This window comes from Rhodococcus sp. YH1 (assembly GCF_009939605.1).
GTDB lineage: Bacteria > Actinomycetota > Actinomycetes > Mycobacteriales > Mycobacteriaceae > Rhodococcus > Rhodococcus aetherivorans.
Genome location: NZ_WVTE01000120.1, coordinates 1 through 15,921, shown reverse-complemented (window position 1 = coordinate 15,921; position 15,921 = coordinate 1). Strand labels below are relative to the sequence as shown.

15 protein-coding genes are annotated in these 15,921 nt (G+C 70.6%); 14 read left to right on the top strand and 1 reads right to left on the bottom strand.

Annotation, left to right across the window (positions count from 1 at the left end; all coding sequences use genetic code 11):
- Positions 1-4: 4 nt before the first annotated feature.
- From AIIKEEIJ_RS11170 to AIIKEEIJ_RS11115, 12 genes are all read left to right on the top strand, one after another.
- Positions 5-2,527: an FtsX-like permease family protein gene (locus tag AIIKEEIJ_RS11170; protein WP_161995661.1), complete on the top strand. Its 2,523-nt coding sequence runs from the start codon at positions 5-7 to the stop codon at positions 2,525-2,527.
- 228 nt (positions 2,528-2,755) lie between these two features.
- On the top strand, positions 2,756-4,339 hold the full coding sequence (locus tag AIIKEEIJ_RS11165) for an alpha/beta hydrolase (RefSeq protein ID WP_161995660.1): 1,584 nt from the start codon (positions 2,756-2,758) through the stop codon (positions 4,337-4,339).
- On the top strand, positions 4,336-4,821 hold the full coding sequence (locus AIIKEEIJ_RS11160; RefSeq protein ID WP_202916886.1) for an LppA family lipoprotein: 486 nt from the start codon (positions 4,336-4,338) through the stop codon (positions 4,819-4,821). Before AIIKEEIJ_RS11165 ends, AIIKEEIJ_RS11160 begins: the two co-directional genes overlap by 4 nt.
- 129 nt (positions 4,822-4,950) lie before the next feature.
- Complete coding sequence (locus tag AIIKEEIJ_RS11155) at positions 4,951-5,382, top strand: helix-turn-helix domain-containing protein (protein ID WP_161995659.1); 432 nt, start codon at positions 4,951-4,953, stop codon at positions 5,380-5,382.
- Positions 5,379-6,218 (top strand): alpha/beta fold hydrolase, encoded by an 840-nt coding sequence (locus tag AIIKEEIJ_RS11150; protein WP_161995658.1) that lies wholly within the window; start codon positions 5,379-5,381, stop codon positions 6,216-6,218. Before AIIKEEIJ_RS11155 ends, AIIKEEIJ_RS11150 begins: the two co-directional genes overlap by 4 nt.
- 158 nt (positions 6,219-6,376) lie before the next feature.
- Entirely contained in the window at positions 6,377-7,930 is a 1,554-nt protein-coding gene (locus AIIKEEIJ_RS33660) for an HD domain-containing phosphohydrolase (protein WP_161995657.1), read from the top strand.
- A gap of 90 nt (positions 7,931-8,020) precedes the next feature.
- Positions 8,021-8,842 (top strand): alpha/beta fold hydrolase, encoded by an 822-nt coding sequence (locus AIIKEEIJ_RS11140; RefSeq protein WP_161995656.1) that lies wholly within the window; start codon positions 8,021-8,023, stop codon positions 8,840-8,842.
- Between the two features lie 7 nt (positions 8,843-8,849).
- Complete coding sequence (locus tag AIIKEEIJ_RS11135) at positions 8,850-9,671, top strand: alpha/beta fold hydrolase (RefSeq protein ID WP_161995655.1); 822 nt, start codon at positions 8,850-8,852, stop codon at positions 9,669-9,671.
- Positions 9,672-9,810: 139 nt separating this feature from the next.
- Positions 9,811-10,989, top strand: a complete 1,179-nt coding sequence (locus AIIKEEIJ_RS11130; RefSeq protein WP_161995654.1) for a cytochrome P450 — start codon at positions 9,811-9,813, stop codon at positions 10,987-10,989.
- Positions 10,986-11,180 (top strand): ferredoxin, encoded by a 195-nt coding sequence (locus tag AIIKEEIJ_RS11125; protein ID WP_050034893.1) that lies wholly within the window; start codon positions 10,986-10,988, stop codon positions 11,178-11,180. The genes AIIKEEIJ_RS11130 and AIIKEEIJ_RS11125 overlap by 4 nt, the downstream gene beginning before the upstream one ends.
- 28 nt (positions 11,181-11,208) lie before the next feature.
- Complete coding sequence (locus AIIKEEIJ_RS11120; RefSeq protein WP_161995653.1) at positions 11,209-12,357, top strand: FAD-dependent oxidoreductase; 1,149 nt, start codon at positions 11,209-11,211, stop codon at positions 12,355-12,357.
- Positions 12,358-12,451: 94 nt separating this feature from the next.
- Positions 12,452-13,411, top strand: a complete 960-nt coding sequence (locus tag AIIKEEIJ_RS11115) for a LysR family transcriptional regulator (protein WP_044476072.1) — start codon at positions 12,452-12,454, stop codon at positions 13,409-13,411.
- Between the two features lie 37 nt (positions 13,412-13,448).
- On the opposite strand, the gene AIIKEEIJ_RS11110 is transcribed toward AIIKEEIJ_RS11115, so the two are convergent.
- Positions 13,449-14,036, bottom strand: a complete 588-nt coding sequence (locus AIIKEEIJ_RS11110) for a TetR/AcrR family transcriptional regulator (RefSeq protein WP_161995652.1) — start codon at positions 14,034-14,036, stop codon at positions 13,449-13,451.
- A gap of 148 nt (positions 14,037-14,184) precedes the next feature.
- Here AIIKEEIJ_RS11110 and AIIKEEIJ_RS11105 point away from each other — a divergent pair, with 148 nt between their 5' ends.
- Both AIIKEEIJ_RS11105 and AIIKEEIJ_RS11100 read left to right on the top strand, forming a co-directional pair.
- The gene (locus AIIKEEIJ_RS11105) at positions 14,185-15,192 is read left to right on the top strand and encodes a phosphotriesterase (RefSeq protein WP_161995651.1); all 1,008 of its coding nucleotides are present in this window, start codon (positions 14,185-14,187) and stop codon (positions 15,190-15,192) included.
- 47 nt (positions 15,193-15,239) lie between these two features.
- Positions 15,240-15,921: phosphotriesterase (locus tag AIIKEEIJ_RS11100; RefSeq protein ID WP_161995650.1), on the top strand; the 682-nt coding region annotated here is incomplete at its 3' end.

Sequence of the window (15,921 nt, the reverse complement as noted above, 5' to 3'; positions counted from 1 at the left end):
GATCATGAGCGCGAATCCCATCCGCAGGGTTGCCCTGCGCAATCTCGCCGCCCACAAGGTGCGGCTGCTGCTGACCGTCCTGTCCGTGGTGCTCGGCACCGCGTTCGTCACCGGCTCCTTCGTCTTCACCGACACCCTGCAGCGCACATTCGACAGCATCTTCGCCGACGCCGCCAAGGGCGTCGACGTCCGTGTCAGCAGCGAACAGCAGGGCGCGAGCGGCGTCCCCGACTCCGACGTCGCCGTCGTCTCCGCGGTCCCCGGCGTGCGGACCGTGGTGCCGGCGTTCGGCGGGCCGGTCATCGTCCTCGACTCCGAGGGCGCGGCCATCCAGACCGGCGGCGCCCCCAGCGAGGGCACCGCCTACCTGCCGCCCGACCAGCAGCTCGGCGATCCCACCGCGTTCGTCGCCGGCCAGCCGCCCGCCGTCGACGGCGAGATCGCGCTCAACTCGAGCGCCGCCGAGCGTGCCGGACTGTCCGTCGGGGACCCGACGAAGATCCTCGCCGCCTCGGCCGGGATCGTCCCGGTCACGGTCAGCGGCATCTACGACGTCGAGACCGACACCGGCGGCTACGTCGGGGCGATGTTCACCGAGAACCAGGCCCGCACCCTGTTCACCGACGGCACGCACGTGCAGTACATCGACGTCGCCGGCGACGGTGTGCCCGCGGACGAGCTGCGGGACCGCATCGCCGCCGCCGTGCCCGGCCAGAAGGTCCAGACGGGCGCCGAGGTCAGCGAGGAGATCAAGACCGAGATCGAGGAGGCGCTGAGCTTCCTGAACTACTTCCTGCTCGCGTTCGGCGCGATCGCGCTGCTGGTGGGCACCTTCATCATCTACAACACCTTCTCGATGATCGTTGCGCAGCGACTGCGGGAGCTCGCGTTGCTGCGGGCGATCGGGGCGAGCCGCAGCCAGGTGGGCCGGTCGGTGAACCTCGAGGCACTGGTCGTCGGGATCGTGGGCAGTGCCCTCGGCATCGCCGGCGGCGTGGCCCTGGCCTACGGGCTGCGCTCCGCGCTCAACGCGTTCGACGTCGGCCTGCCCTCGGGCCCGCTGCAGCTCGCGCCGCGGACCGTGCTCGTGGCCCTGCTCATCGGCGTCGTCGTCACCGTGGTCAGCGCCTACGCGCCGGCCCGCCGCGCGAGCAAGGTCCCGCCGGTCGCGGCCATGCGGGAGGAGTCCACCGCGACCGTCGAGTCGCTGCGGCTGCGGACCGTCATCGGAGCCGTCGCCGCCGTGGCCGGTGCCGTCACCGTCGTCGTCGGCGCCCAGGGCACCGGCGGTGGCGCGGCCTCCACCGTCGGCGTCGGGGCCTTCGCCCTGATCATCGCGGTCCTGCTCGCGGCGCCCGCGCTGTCGCGGCCCTTCGTCGCGGGGCTCGGCGCGGTGTTCGCCCGCCCGTTCGGGGCCGTGGGCCGGCTCGCCCGCACCAACGCGGTGCGCAACCCCCGCCGTACCGCCGCCACCGCCTTCGCGCTCACGCTGGGTCTGATGCTGGTGTCGGTGATCGGGGTGTTCGGCGCGTCCGCCAAGGAGAGCGTCAACTCGCTCGTCGACACCGGCGTCAAGTCCGACTTCATGCTCACCGGACCGCAGATGATCGGGGTGCCCGTGGGGGCCGCCGCCGCAGCGGCGCGGGCCGAGGGCGTGGAGGAGACCATCGCGATGCACGGCGTCCCGGCGCGCATCGGCGACGAGGACACGTTCGGCGTCGCGCTGTCCGGCCCCCTCGGCGACGTGCTCGAGGTCGACGTCACCGAGGGCCGGGAGGACGTCGCCGGCACCGACCTGCTGGTGTCGCAGACCACGGCGGGCGAGAAGGGCTGGAAGGTCGGCGACGCGGTCACCCTCACCAGCCGCGACGGCGAGGACGTCGGCACGACGGTGAGCGGCATCTTCGCCGACAACCAGTTGCTCGGCTCGTGGGTCGTCTCCGAGGAGGTCTACCAGCAGTTCACCCCGCCTGCGTCGCGCTCGGACTTCGTGGTGTTCGTGAACACCGCGGCCGGCAGCGATCCGGAGACGATCCGCACGGCGCTCGAGGACGCCACCAAGCAGTTCGTCGTGGTCCAGGTGCTCGATCGGGAGCAGTTCAAGGGCCAGCAGGCCGCCCAGATCGACACGCTGCTCGCCGTGCTCTACGGGCTCCTGGCGCTGGCGGTGGTCATCGCGGTCCTGGGCATCGTCAACACCCTCGCCCTGTCGGTGGTGGAGCGTCGCCGGGAGATCGGCATGCTCCGCGCGGTCGGCATGCAGCGGGTCCAGGTCCGCCGCACGATCTACATCGAGTCGATGCTCATCGCGGTGTTCGGCGCGGTCGTCGGTCTGGTGCTGGGCCTGGCGTTCGGCTGGGGTTTCGTCCGGACGCTGGCCGACCAGGGCCTCGACAAGATCGCCGTCCCGTGGGGGCAGGTGATCGCCATGCTCGTCGGTTCCGGCGTGGTCGGTGTGCTCGCCGCCCTGTGGCCCGGCGTCCGTGCCGCACGCACGCCGCCGCTCGAGGCGATCTCCGACATCTGACGCGACGGGATCCCTCGCCCGTCTCCCTCCGCCCCCGGTGCCCCGCGCGCCGGGGGCGGAACTCGTGCTGCCGCAGGCGCGACCCGGCCGCGGTGACCGGGACCCTCGTCTCCGGACGTGAGTTGTCCACAACCGGCCCGTTCTTCCACAGTTTCACGCCGGCGGCAGTGCATCCCGCCGCGGCAGGCGCGCAGCGGATTACGCTGCCGCGCCGAGGGGGTGGATCGAATGGATCTTCGGCAGTTGCAGCGGTGGGACCCGGATGCGCTGGACGGTCTCGGCGCGGTGCTGGACCGGCATGCGGGGGAACTCGAGCGGATCGGCGCGCAGATCACCGCGTCGGGACGGTTCGACGGACAGTGGTCGGGGCTCGCGCACGCGGCCGCCGAGCAGCGGCTCGATGACGTCACCGGCGGGATCGTGCGACGGTCCGACGCGTATCGGGAGGTGAGCCGCTGCGCGGCGTGGTGCGCGCCGCGGCTGCGGGCACTGCGCGCGGAACTCGACGACGCGACCCGCTGGGCGCGGGACCGGGCGTTGACCGTGCGGGACGACGGAACCGTCGCGGGCGGACCGGGTACCGACCCGGAGCGGCACGAGGCACAGGCCCGCATCCGTGCGGTCCTCGACCGGGCCGAGACGCTGGATCGGCGGGCCGCAGCCGACCTCGGCCGGGTGCCGGACCAAAGCCCTTCGCGTCCGCTCGGTTTCGGGTGCGTGCGCGCTGCGCCCGCGTCCACCCCGGCGGTGCCGGCGCCCGGGACGGCGGCGGCCCAGGTGGCCGCGTGGTGGGCCGGACTCGACCACGGCGAGCGCACGAAGGTCGTCACCCTGGCACCCGAGCTGATCGGCAACCTCGACGGCGTGCCGGCCGCGGTCCGCGACCTGGCCAACCGCGCGCAAGTGGCGGGGGAACGGCGCCGGCTCGAGGAGGTCGCCGCCCGATTGCAGGCCCAGCTCGACGCCGATCCGCTCGGCGGACTGGCGAGCAACGCCGACGCCGGACTCGCCCAGACCCGCAACAAGATCGCCGCGCTCGACGCCATCGAGACGACGCTGGCCCGCGAGGACCGGCGGCTGCTGGGCCTCGATCTGTCGGGCCGGGAAGCGATGGCCGCGGTGGCGGTCGGGGACGTCGACACCGCCGACCACGTCACCGTGTTCACCCCCGGCGCCGGCTCCACGGTGCAGGGCAACCTCGCCGGGTACGACACCCGGATGGCGGCGCTGCGGGAGGAGGCCATGCGCCACCTGCAGGAGGCCGGCCGTGCCGCCGAGTCGGTCGCCGCCGTGACGTGGCTGAACTACCAGGTGCCGCAATGGGGCTGGGGCCTCGCCCGCACCGAGCTGAGCCCGGTGTCGGACCTCGCGGCGGTTCGTGCCGCCCCGCGGCTCGCCGGCTTTCTCGACGGTCTGTACGCCGAGCGGGACCCGCACGTCACCGCCGTCGGTCACTCCTACGGTGCGCTCGCCACCGGCCTGGCGCTGCAGCAGGGTGTCGGGGTGGACGCCGCCGTGTTCCTCGGCGCCCCGGGAATCGGCACCGACGACGTCGCCGAACTCGGTGTGCCGCCGGGCGCGACGTACCTCGTGGAGGCCGACCGCGACCCGGTCGGTGACGTCGGCACGTTCGACGGCGATCCGAGTTTCCTCGACGGCGTGACCCACCTGTCGAGCGACGCCGGGGCGGACGCGTCCGGCCGGCCGCGGCTCGGCTCGACCGGGCACAGCGAGTACCTGAGCGACGGAACGATGAGCCTGTACAACGTCGCCGCGGTCGTCGGCGGCCTCCCGGAGCGAGTGGTGCGATGAAGGTTCTGCGCGTCGGTGTGCCGGTGCTGGCCCTGTCGCTTGCGGGGTGCGGGGGCGGACCGGTCCCCGTCGCCGTGCCCGAGCCGGTGGCGGCGGACCGCGCCGGTGCCGTCGAGTACTACACCCGGGTCCAGCGCGACGCGATGGCCGCTCTGTCGGACGCTTTCCCGGAGATGCAGTTCCGGCAATCGGACCCGGCCACGACGGCCTACTGCGAGCTGCCCGACGGATCGGCGGGCACCACGGTGTTCCTCCCGATCCACCTCTCCGATCGGCCGGTGCCGCCGGGGCAGCTGGAGCGGGCGGCGCGGGTGTTCGAGGAATCGTTGGCGGGCACCGGTTTCCGCGGTGCCCGGTCGCTGCCGGTCGAGACCGGGCTCCAGATCCGGATGTTCGCCGCGGACGGCTCCTCCATCTCGTTCGGCAGCTATCTCGCCGCGACGGTGGGGCTGACGGTGGGGTGCTACCCGGACCGGCCGTAGTGAACTCCCCGTGCCCGCCGGTGTGCGACGAGGGCAGAAAGGGCCGGGAGGCGAGGAGCGAGGGAGGTTCCTCATACGCACTTGAATATCCCTATTGCACGGATAGGGAGGGAAGTTTAGGGTATTTATGTGAGTGAACGTCTCTATTCGGTGGACGAGGTGGCCGAAAGCCTGGGTCTGCACGTGCGCACCGTCCGCAACTACGTGCGCTCCGGGCGGCTCCCCGCGGTCCGCATCGGCAAGCAGTACCGCATCGCGCAGCAGGACCTCGAGGCCTTCACCGGCCGCCCGATGCCGCCGTCGTCGCGCGAGTCGGCCGGACGCCGGCGGCACACCGACGTGTCGAGCATCGTGGAGATCGACGCGGTCGGCGCCGAGACGGCCCACCGCCTGACCACTCTCGTGACGAGCGCGGCGGGCAACCGCCGTTCGGGCGACGAGCCGCTGCGGATCGAGACGGTGTACGACGAGAGGAGGGCGAGGATGAAGATCGTCATCCTCGGCGGGCTGGCCGACACCGCCCGGCTGTTCGACTACATCGACGGGGTGCTCGAGTCATGACCACGATCTACACGTCCGAGGCCGGCGCCCGCGAGGTCCGGCGGCGCTATCGTGATGCCCTGCGGGACTGGCCGATTCCGGCCGAGCATGTGCGGGTACCCACCCGCCAGGGGGAGACCTTCGTGCTCGTCTCCGGTCCGGACGACGCGCCGCCCGTGCTGCTGCTGCACGGCTCGGGAGCGAACGCGACGATGTGGCGCGACGACATCGGCTCCTGGGCGCGGCATTTCCGAACCTACGCCGTCGACCTCGTCGGTGAACCGGGGGAGAGCGCGCCGTCCCGGCCGCCCCTGGCCTCCGATGCGTACGCGCTGTGGCTCGATGACGTGCGCGAAGGTCTGGGGGTCACGAGCGCTGCGATCGTCGGCGTGTCCCTCGGCGGCTGGATGGCGGTGGACTACGCCACCCGGCGCCCGGAACGGGTGCCGCGGCTGGTCCTGCTGTGCCCCGGTGGCCTGGGCCGGCAGCGGATGGGCTGGCTGGTCAAGGCGATGTTCCTGCGTCTTTTCGGGCGCCGGGGGGCACTCCGTTCGGCGGCCGTCGTCACCGGCCTGGACACTCCCGAGACGCGTCCGGTCCTCGACGAGGTGGTGCTGACGTTCGCTCACTTCAAGCCGCGTACGGAGCGGTTGCCCGTGTTCTCCGACGACGCGCTGCGGCGGCTGACCATGCCCGCGCTCGTGATCGTCGGTGGCCGCGACGTCCTGTTCGACTCCGAGGGCACCGCCGACCGCGTGCACCGGTGCCTCCCGCACGCGACCGTCGAGGTGCTACCCGAGGCCGGGCACGCGATCCTCGGCCGGACGGAATCCGTCCTCGAATTCCTGCGCGACTGACCCGTCGCGCGGCAACCCGCTTCGGTCGAGGCGAATCCGCCAGGAAGAAGCGTCATGTCCCCGAACCTGCCTCACGAGACGGGCCGACCCGCGGACCGCCGCAGGATCGACGGTCGAATCGCGACTACCAGGGAGTTCCGGCTGGGATAGTGGTGGTTGTGAGCGACCATGCCCGGTCCGGACGCGTGGCGGAGTTGACGATTGCGTTGTCGTTGGCGACGGATCTGGGCACGGGGCAACCGATGGAGCACGGGTTGCGTACGTGCTGGCTGTCACTGGCCGCGTCGGAGGCACTCGGGCTGGCTGCGCCGGCGCGGTCCTGCGTGTACTACGTTGCGCTGCTTCGGTTTCTGGGATGCACGTCGGATGCGTCGGAGACCGCGGTACTGGCCGGCGGCGACGACATCGCATTCGACGCGGCGATGGCGCCGATGCTGATGGCCGAGCCCGGTGAAGGTGTGCGCTATTTCGTCCGCCATCTGGCGCACGATCTCCCGTCGCACCGCCGCGTGGGGCGGATTGTGCGGGCACTGAGCGACCCGGACATGAATCGGCGCAGCCTGTCGCAACATTGCGAGGCGGGCGCCCGCCTGGCAACCCGCCTCGGGATGGCCGAATCCGTCCGTCGGTCGCTCGCGCATGCGTACGAGCGCTGGGACGGCAAGGGCTATCCGGCCGGCCTGGCGGCCGACGAGGTGCCGGTGGCGGTGCGGATCGTGACGGTCGCCCGAGACGCCGAGCTGTGGGCGCGCCGGGCGGGCTGGGCGGCAGCCACCGACGTGCTGTTGCACCGCCGGGGCCGCGCGTACGACCCGGCCGTGGTCGACGCCGTGGTCGCCGACGGTGAACACTGGCTCGCCGGAATCGGTGACGACCCGTGCGCGGCGGTCCTCGATGCCGAGCCGGCACCGGCCCTGACGATCGAGTCGGGCAACCTCGACGTGGCTCTGACCGCGGTGGCCGATTTCGCCGATCTGAAGTCGCCGTACCTTCGAGGCCACTCCACCGGGGTCTCGCGGCTGGCCGTTGCCGCCGCCGAAGCTGCCGGCCTTGCCACTGCCGACGCGACGACGCTGGGCCGAGCCGGACTGGTCCACGACGTCGGACGTGTCGGTATCCCCAACGGGATCTGGGATCGCCGGGGTCCGCTCAGCGCCGAGCAGTGGGAACGGGTTCGGCTGCACCCCTACCTCGGCGAGCGGGTCCTGCACCGCTGCGCGCTGCTGGCCCCCCTCGCCGACCTGGCGGCACGCCACCACGAGCGAGCCGACGGCTCCGGTTACCACCGCGGGGCCTCGGGAGACCAGCTCGGCCTTGGTGCCCGGCTGCTGGGCGCCGCCGATGCCTACCACGCGATGACCGAGAACCGGCCGCACCGGCCGGCGCTCACCCCGGCCGAGGCGGCGTCGCAGCTGCTCGACGAGGTCGACGCGGGCCGCTTCACCCGGGTCGAGGTCGACGCGGTGCTCGATGCTGCCGGTCAGGTGAGCCGCCCGCCGCGGGTCTCCCGTCCCGCGGGTCTCACCGAGCGCGAGGTCGACGTGCTGGCGCTCATCGCCCGCGGCCGCACCAACAAGGAAGTGGCGAGCGCCCTCGTCATCTCGCCCAAGACGGTGGGACACCACATCGAACACATCTACACCAAGGCCGGGGTCACCACGCGAGCGGGCGCGACGCTGTTCGCGATGGAGCACGGCCTCCTCTCACCCTGACCGGCGTCGGAAATGGGGCGAACGCCCGATGTGCGCCGGCGGCGACCGGTTCACACTCTCCGACAGGGACCGAAGACGAGGGAGGAAGCCGTGCCCACGATCGACATCAACGACGCCAGAATCTATTTCGAGCGCACGGGGTCAGGGCGGGGGATCCTGTTCGTGCACGGTATGTGCGGCGACGCCGAGGTCTGGGCAGACCAGGCACGGCGGTTGTCGGACCGCTACACGTGCGTGCGCTACGACCGCCGGGGCCACAGCCGAAGTTCCCGCGGCGACGCCACGATCAGCGACTCCCTGCACGCGGACGACGCCGCCGCCCTGATCGAAGCCCTGGAACTTGCCCCTTGCCTGCTGGTGGGATCGAGCAGCGGCGCCGCCGTCGCCGTCGAGGTCGCGTTGCGCCACGGTCACCTGCTCCGCGGCGCGGTGTTCAGCGAGCCGCCGCTGTTCAGCCTCGATCCGGTTGCCGGCCGGGTCGTCCTCCGCGACGTGGTGCCCCGCGTCGAGCAGGCCACCGCCGCCGGCGGACCGGCCGCCGGGGTCGACGCGTTCTTCTCCGTCGTCTGCCCGGGGCTGTGGTCGATGATCGACGACGAGCGAAGGAACCGCTATCGAGCCAACGCCGACATCGGCTTCACCGACCTGCGGTCCCCGTCGCTCGAGGTCACGGCCGGGGACCTGGCCGCCGTGACAGTGCTCGCGCTCGTCGTCGCCGGAAGCGAAAGCCACCCGTCGCTGCGGTCGATCGCCCGTCAACTGGCCGCGGCCCTTCCCGACGCTCGCTTCGTCGAGCTGGAGGGCAGCGGCCACGTCACCTACGCCGAGCGGCCCGACGAATTCGCCGACGCCGCGTCGTCGTTCGCCACCGAGCTCGACCGGCGCACGGCAGCCGCACAGGGCGGCAGGTGAGACGGTCATGAGTCACCTGAGGGCTGCCGAGGGCAGAGCAACCCGATTCGACGTTCGATCCACCGATGGGACACCGCTGGCCGTGTGGGTCGACGGCGACGGGCCGCCGCTCGTCATGGTGCACGGGTCCCTCCGCGACCACACCACGTTCGGCCCCTTGGTGGACGAGCTGCACGCCGACGTCACCACGTTCGCGATGGACCGCCGAGGCTTCGTTGCGAGCGGCGACACACCGGGCTACGCCATCGAGCGTGATTTCGAGGACGTGGCCGCGGTCGTGGATGCCGTCGTGGCCCGCACCGGCGGGACTGTCGCGGTATGGGGTCACTCCTACGGGGCCAACTGCGCGATGGGCGGAGCTGCCCTCGCGCGCAACGTCGATCACCTCGTGCTCTACGAGCCGAGCCTGGGGATGGTCTATCCCGCGGGTTTGATCGATGCGATCGAGGAGGCGGTGGCTGCCGGCGACATGGAAACAGCGATCCGTGCAATCCTCGTCGAGATCCTGGAGTTGACCGAAGAGGAATGCGACACAATGCGATCGGGTCCGCAATGGCCGGCCCTCCTCGCCGCTGCGCCCACCGTGTCCAGGGCGTGCAGAGCCGAGGAGGGCTGGGTGTATCGGCCCGGCCGGTTCGACGGGATCGCGGCCCCGACGCTCCTGCCGGCGGGCACCGAAAGCCCTTCTCGGCTGAACGAGGCAACTCACCGCGCAGCGGGTGCAATTCCCGACGCCCGGATCCAGATGCTCGAAGGGCATGCCCACATGGCCCACAAGACCGATCCCGCCATGGTCGCCACCGTCATCGGCCGGTTCATCCGGTCGTAGAGGCGGCCGTCCCCGCCTCAACGCCATCTCCTACCGGCGGTACCCCCGAAGACCGCGGGACATCACATGAACTATGTGCATGTAATCGTATGCACAATATGAGTTGGATTTATGTGAGTGGAGTCACTTCAATGGGTGCATGACCAGCAGCACTCCCGCGAGTTCCGACATCGACCTCTTCGCCGACGAGGTCCTGACCGACCCCTATCCGACGTACGCCGAACTCCGCGATCTCGGCGCGGTGGTGCATCTGCCCGCCAACGACGTCTATGCCCTCACCCGGTACGACGTCATCCGCGACGCCCTGGCCGACCCCGGCACCTTCTCGTCCCGGACGATCGGCTTCAACCCGATGGTCAACGAGGCGCTCCGAGGCACGTCCCTGGCCTCCGACCCGCCGATCCACACCGAACTGCGCGCGGCGCTCACCGAGAACCTCACCCCGCGGGCGCTGCGGGGACTCAAGGGCCAGATCGAGGCCAAGGCCGATGCGCTGGTCGCGGACCTGGTGGCCGAGGGATCGTTCGAGGCCATCGATGCGCTGGCCCGCGCCTTTCCGCTCGAGGTCGTCGCCGACCTGATCGGCTTCACCGGCGCGGCGCGCGACAACATGCTGCGCTGGGGACAGGCCGCGATCGAGGTCATCGGCCCGATGAACCAGCGGACGGCCGAGAACTTCCCGATCGCGGGTGAACTCTACGAATGGTGCGCCGGGGTCCGGGCCGAGGATCTGGCACCGGGGTCGGTGGGTCGCGGGATCTTCGATGCCGAGGCCCGGGGCGTCATTCCCCCCGACACCGCCGGCCACATCATCCACCAGTACCTCGGTGCGGGGGTGGACACCACGATCACCGCGCTCGGCAACATCGTCGCGCTCTTCTCGGCCTTCCCCGACCAGTTCGACCTGGTCCGCCGGAATCCCGCCCTGGTGCCGGCGGCCTTCAACGAGGCACTTCGATTCTGGGCTCCGATCCATGCCTGGGGCCGCTCGGTCACCGAGGACGTGGAGATCGACGGCACCCTGGTGCCGGCCGGATCCCAGGTGGCGATCCTCTTCGGTGCGGGCAACCGCGACCCGAGGCACTACGAGAACCCGGACGCCTTCCTGGTCGAACGGAACCCGGTCGACCATCTGTCCTTCGGTTACGGTCCGCACGGCTGCGCCGGTCAGGGTCTGGCCCGTCTCGAAGCTCACGCCGTCATCGCGGCACTGGCGAATCACGCGCAGCGGCTCGTGGCCGCCGAGCCGGTTCGCGTGCCCAGCAACATCACCCGTTCCATCGACGAACTCGAGATCCTGAAGGTGGTCCCCGCATGAAGATCGTGCTCGACAGGCCCCGTTGCGAAGGCCACGGACTGTGCGAAGAGGTCGCTCCCGCACTGATGCACCTCGACGACGAGGGCGAACTGATCATCGACGTCGGCGAGCTCCCCGAGGGCAGCACCGAACTCGCCGCCGCAGGTGCCGCCGTCCGGGTCTGCCCCGTGGCCGCCCTCAAACTGGCCTGACACCGACAGCCGCAGGAACGGAACCCACATGAACGGCACCGACATGAACGGCACCGAAGCTCCCCGACGAATCGTGGTCGTCGGCAACGGGATTGCCGGCCAGACGGCCTGTGACAGCCTGCGCGCCGCGGGTTTCGACGGCGACCTGACCATCGTCGGGGACGAACCGCGGGCGGCCTATTCGCGGCCCGCGCTCTCGAAGGCGCTCCTGGTCGACGGTGGTTCCCACGAACTGGCCCCGCCCACGCACGAGGCCACCGAGGTGCTCGGGGTCGCAGCGGTCGGCCTCGACGTCGAGTCCCGCCGCGTGAGTCTCGCCGACGGATCGGAGCTGAGCTTCGACGGACTGGTGATCGCGACGGGTTCCCGGGCCCGGCGCCTCGGTGGTCCCGACAGCCCGGAGCTGACCTTGCGCACCCTCGACGATGCCCTCGCGTTGCGGGAGCGGCTGGCGGCGCGGCCGTCTGTCGTGGTCGTCGGCGCCGGCCCACTGGGCATGGAGATCGCGTCCGCGGCGCTGTCGGCGGGATGCGAGGTCACGCTGGTGGCCGACGGTAGGCCGATGCTCCCGCATCTGGGGCCGTGCCTGTCCGAAGCGTTCACCGCGGCTGCGGTCGCCCAGGGGCTGAAACTGGTCGACGGTACCGCCGCAGGAATCGACGGCGCGCGTGCCGTGGTCCTGAGCGACGGCTCACGGGTCGAGGCCGACCTGATCGTCACCGCGATCGGCGACATTCCCAACACGGAGTGGCTGGCCACCAGCGGACTGATGGTCGACGGCCGCCTCGAGGCGGACTCGCGCGGGCGAGTCGCGCCCGGCATCGTCGCGGCCGGGGACGTCGCGGCGATCCCGACGCGTGGAGGTGTGCGCCGGATTCCGCTGTGGAGCAGCGCGATCGAGCAGGCCAAGGTCGCGGCCGTCGCGCTCCTGGCCGGCGACGCCGCGCCCGAACTCGACCTCGATCCGTACTTCTGGACCGAGCAGTTCGGGTTGAACCTCAAGGCGACCGGCCACCTGCCGGCGGCCGGGGAACCCGAGTTCCTCATCGGTGACAGCCCGCACGGACCGTCGGTGATGCGCTGGACGCACGACGACGACGGACGCGGCGTCGCGGTGGCCGTCAATCACCGGATCCCGATCCCGAAGCTGCGCCGCATGGCCTCGGTCGACGCGTGACACCGCAGTATCGACTGACGCCGCAGTTTCGACTGACGCCGCAGTTTCGACTGTCGCCGCGGGGTCGGCCGACGGATACGTAGAGTTCGTGTGGATGAACCAACCGCTCGACCACCCGAGCGATCCGGACCTGGGACGGCTCGCCTCGGTCAACCTCAACCTGCTGGTGCCGCTGCTGGCACTGCTCGAGGAGGGGTCCGTCACCCGCGCCGCGGCCCGGGTGGGCATGACCCAGCCCGCGATGAGCCATGCCCTGGGCCGGATGCGCCGGCTGATCGGCGACGACCTGGTGATGCGGCAGGGGAGCGGCCTGGTGCTCACCCCGCGCGCCCTGGAACTGATCGCTCCGCTGCGTGACGTGCTGCGGCAGACCGCGCGGGTGGTGGACTTCCCGGGCTTCGATCCCGCTCGCGACAGCCGCACCATCACGGTGGCGATGACCACCAGCACCGCCTTCGTGGTCGGGCCGAATCTGGCGCGACTGATCGCCGAGCGGGCACCGAATGCGACCCTCCGGATGCGCAACTTCGTCGAGCCGCATCCGAGCGACTTCACCGACGACGGGGTGGACGTCGTACTCGTGTCCGAGGCGTTCTCCTCGCCGTACCCGCGCCACCGGCTCTACGAGAACCGCTGGGTGGTCATCGCCCACCCGGACAGCGATCCCGAGGCGTCTGCGCTGGACCTGCTCACCTCGCTGCCCCACGTCACCTACGACTCCCGGCACCGGGTGGCACCGTACGCCGCGATGGACGCGCACGGCGTCCATTACCGGATCGGGCAATTGATCTCGGACCACCTGCTCATCCCGCATCTGGTGGCAACGGCCGGTGGGGTGGCGGTACACACCTTCCGGGTCGCTGTCGCGATGCGGGAACGGGTGAACCTCCGCATCGAGGAGTTCCCGCTGCCGGTCTCTCCGTTGGGTGTCGACATGGTGTGGAACCCGCGCCTGGCAGATCAGGAGTTCATCGGCTGGTTGCGGGGGATCCTGGTCGACGCGTCCGCCTTCGAGCCGGCGGCACCGACGTCCCGGGCGGCCCGTGACGGGTGATCGTCGGGGACGGACTTCCTCGTGCCGATGCTGAGCCTCAGTCGTCCGATGCGAGCAGGTGGCACCAGGAACCGGTGAGTTCGTCGAGACAGATCTCGCGCGGGGTCCGCCAGCCGACCGAGAAGTAGCGGCGCGAGAGGTACTCGAGCTGGCCGAACGCGAGCACGCAGCGGATCCGGCGACGGTCCGGCGGGAATCGGTTCGCCAGGTTCAGCCCCTCGGTCATCTGGCCGACCGCGTCCTCGAACCACTGCTCGGTCCTGGCCGCGACGTCCGGCTCATGGGCGGCCTGGTAGGACGCGGTGAGGTAGGGCTTGATCTCGTCCCACTGCGAGAACTTGCGGTCCAGCCACTCCTGGATCCGGTCGCGCGAGCCGGAGGCGACCACTGCGGTCAGCGTGGGGTCGTCGGCCGTCGTGAGGATCGCGTCGACCTTCGTCAGCAGTGCGCTCATCACCTCGGCCTTGGACGCGAAGTGCAGGTAGAAGGTGGTCCGGGTCGAGCCGGCGGCGGTGGCGATGTCGTCGATCGTGGTCGCGGCGTAGCCCTTGGTTCCGAACAGCTCGAGTGCCTTCGTGAGGAAGAGCTCGTAGGTCATCTGCTTCTGTGCGGCACGGAGCGACATGGGCTCGGATTCTAGCCGCAGTACAGCCACTGACTTGTCAGCACAGTCACATGTCGATATGCATCGTTACTTGACATGATGTAATGCGAACGCCTACTGTGATACGCACCACGTCGTGCTGACGCGACGCTGACGAAAGGAAGTGCCGATGACTGGCGCCCACACTGCCGAGGGCAACACCGTCCATACCGTCCTCGGCCCCGTTCCCGCCGACGAGTTGGGGGTTGTCTCGGTTCACGAGGCGCTGTTGTCGGTGGTTCCGGGCGCGGAGCACGCATTCGACATCACCCTGGACCGCGCCGAGATCTTCGAGACCCTGGCCGCGAAGCTGACCGATTTCCGTGAACACGGCGGACGGACGATCGTCGACAGCACCGGCATGTTCCACGGTCGCGACGTGAAGCTGTACGAGGCACTCTCCCGCACGACAGGCGTGCACATCGTCGCGTCCACCGGCATGGGCCCGGAGAACCTGCTCGGCGGCTACTTCCTCACGCCGCAGACCAACCCGCCCACCCCGTGGCCCGCGGAGAAGTTCGCCGACCTGTTCACCAGGGAGATCACCGAGGGCATGGTGGTTCCCCGCGTCGAGCGCCGCGGCGCCGCAGGCCTGGTGACCACCGCCGCGGATCCCGACGGTATGACCGCCACCGAGGAGAGCCTGTTCCGCGGCGCGGCCCGCACCGCCCTCGCTACGGGAGTCGCGGCCTCGATCCGCTACGGGAACGACGCAGTCCACGACCTCGGGATCGTCCTGGCCGAGAAGCTGCCGGCGGACCGCGTCGTCGTCGGCGGTCTCGACCGCAAGGACGCGATCGCCGCCGGCGCACCGCTCGAGATCGCTCGCCGCGGAGCCTTCGTCGCCCTCGACCACGTGGGCACGGCCGACGACATCCACGTCACCGACGAGGAGCGCGCCGCCGTGATCCGCGAACTGATCGAGGCCGGGCACGGAAACCGAATCCTGCTCTCGTGCAACGCGACCGGCGTGTCGAAGGGCGAACCCGGCGGAGACACGGGCCGGCCCGGCCGCGACCTGCCGTTCAGCTACGTGCTCTCGACGTTCGTTCCCCTGCTCGCCGCGCAGGGCCTCGGCGACGAGGACATCCAGCGCATCCTCACCGGCAACCCGCGCGACCTGCTGGCCGTGCGCTGACGCCCCACCCGAAACCGCCGAAGAGATTTTCCCGAAGGGGAGTTGTTGTGTCGAGAGTGAACACCGTTCTGGGTCCGATCGCGACCGAGGAACTGGGCATCGTCGCCATCCACGAACACATCGGATACGGCATGCCCGGCTCCGAACTGGACACCCGATGGTGGAAGACCCCCGAGGAGCGCTACGAGGAGACCGTCCCGAAGCTGCGCAGGTTCCACGAATACGGGGGCGGCACCTTCGTCGACGTCACCGGCATCTGCAACGGCCGTGACATCGACTACTACAAGTCGCTGTCCGCCAAGACCGGCGTGAACATCATCGCCTGCACCGGATTCGTCGGCGGCGACACCGCCCTGCCGTTCTTCGAACGGGCGAGCGTGGACTACCTGACCCGGCAGTTCGTGCACGAGATCACCGTCGGCATCGGCGACACCGGCAGCCGCGCCGGCGTCATCAAGGTCGGGGTGAGCCGTGGTGGCCGGATGACGGAGCTGGACAAGCGCATCTACCGTGCTGCCGCTTGCGCCGCGCTGAGCACCGGCGTGCCGATCCTGACCCACCTGGCGATCGACGCCGAGAACGCCATCACCATCTTCAACGAAGAGGGCCTCCCGCTGGACCGCGTGCTGTTCGGGCACGCCGACGACGGCGTGAACGCCGAGAAGACGCGCGACACCTGGATCGCCGAACAGGGTGGCCGCGTCGGCTTCGACACCTTCGGATACGAGA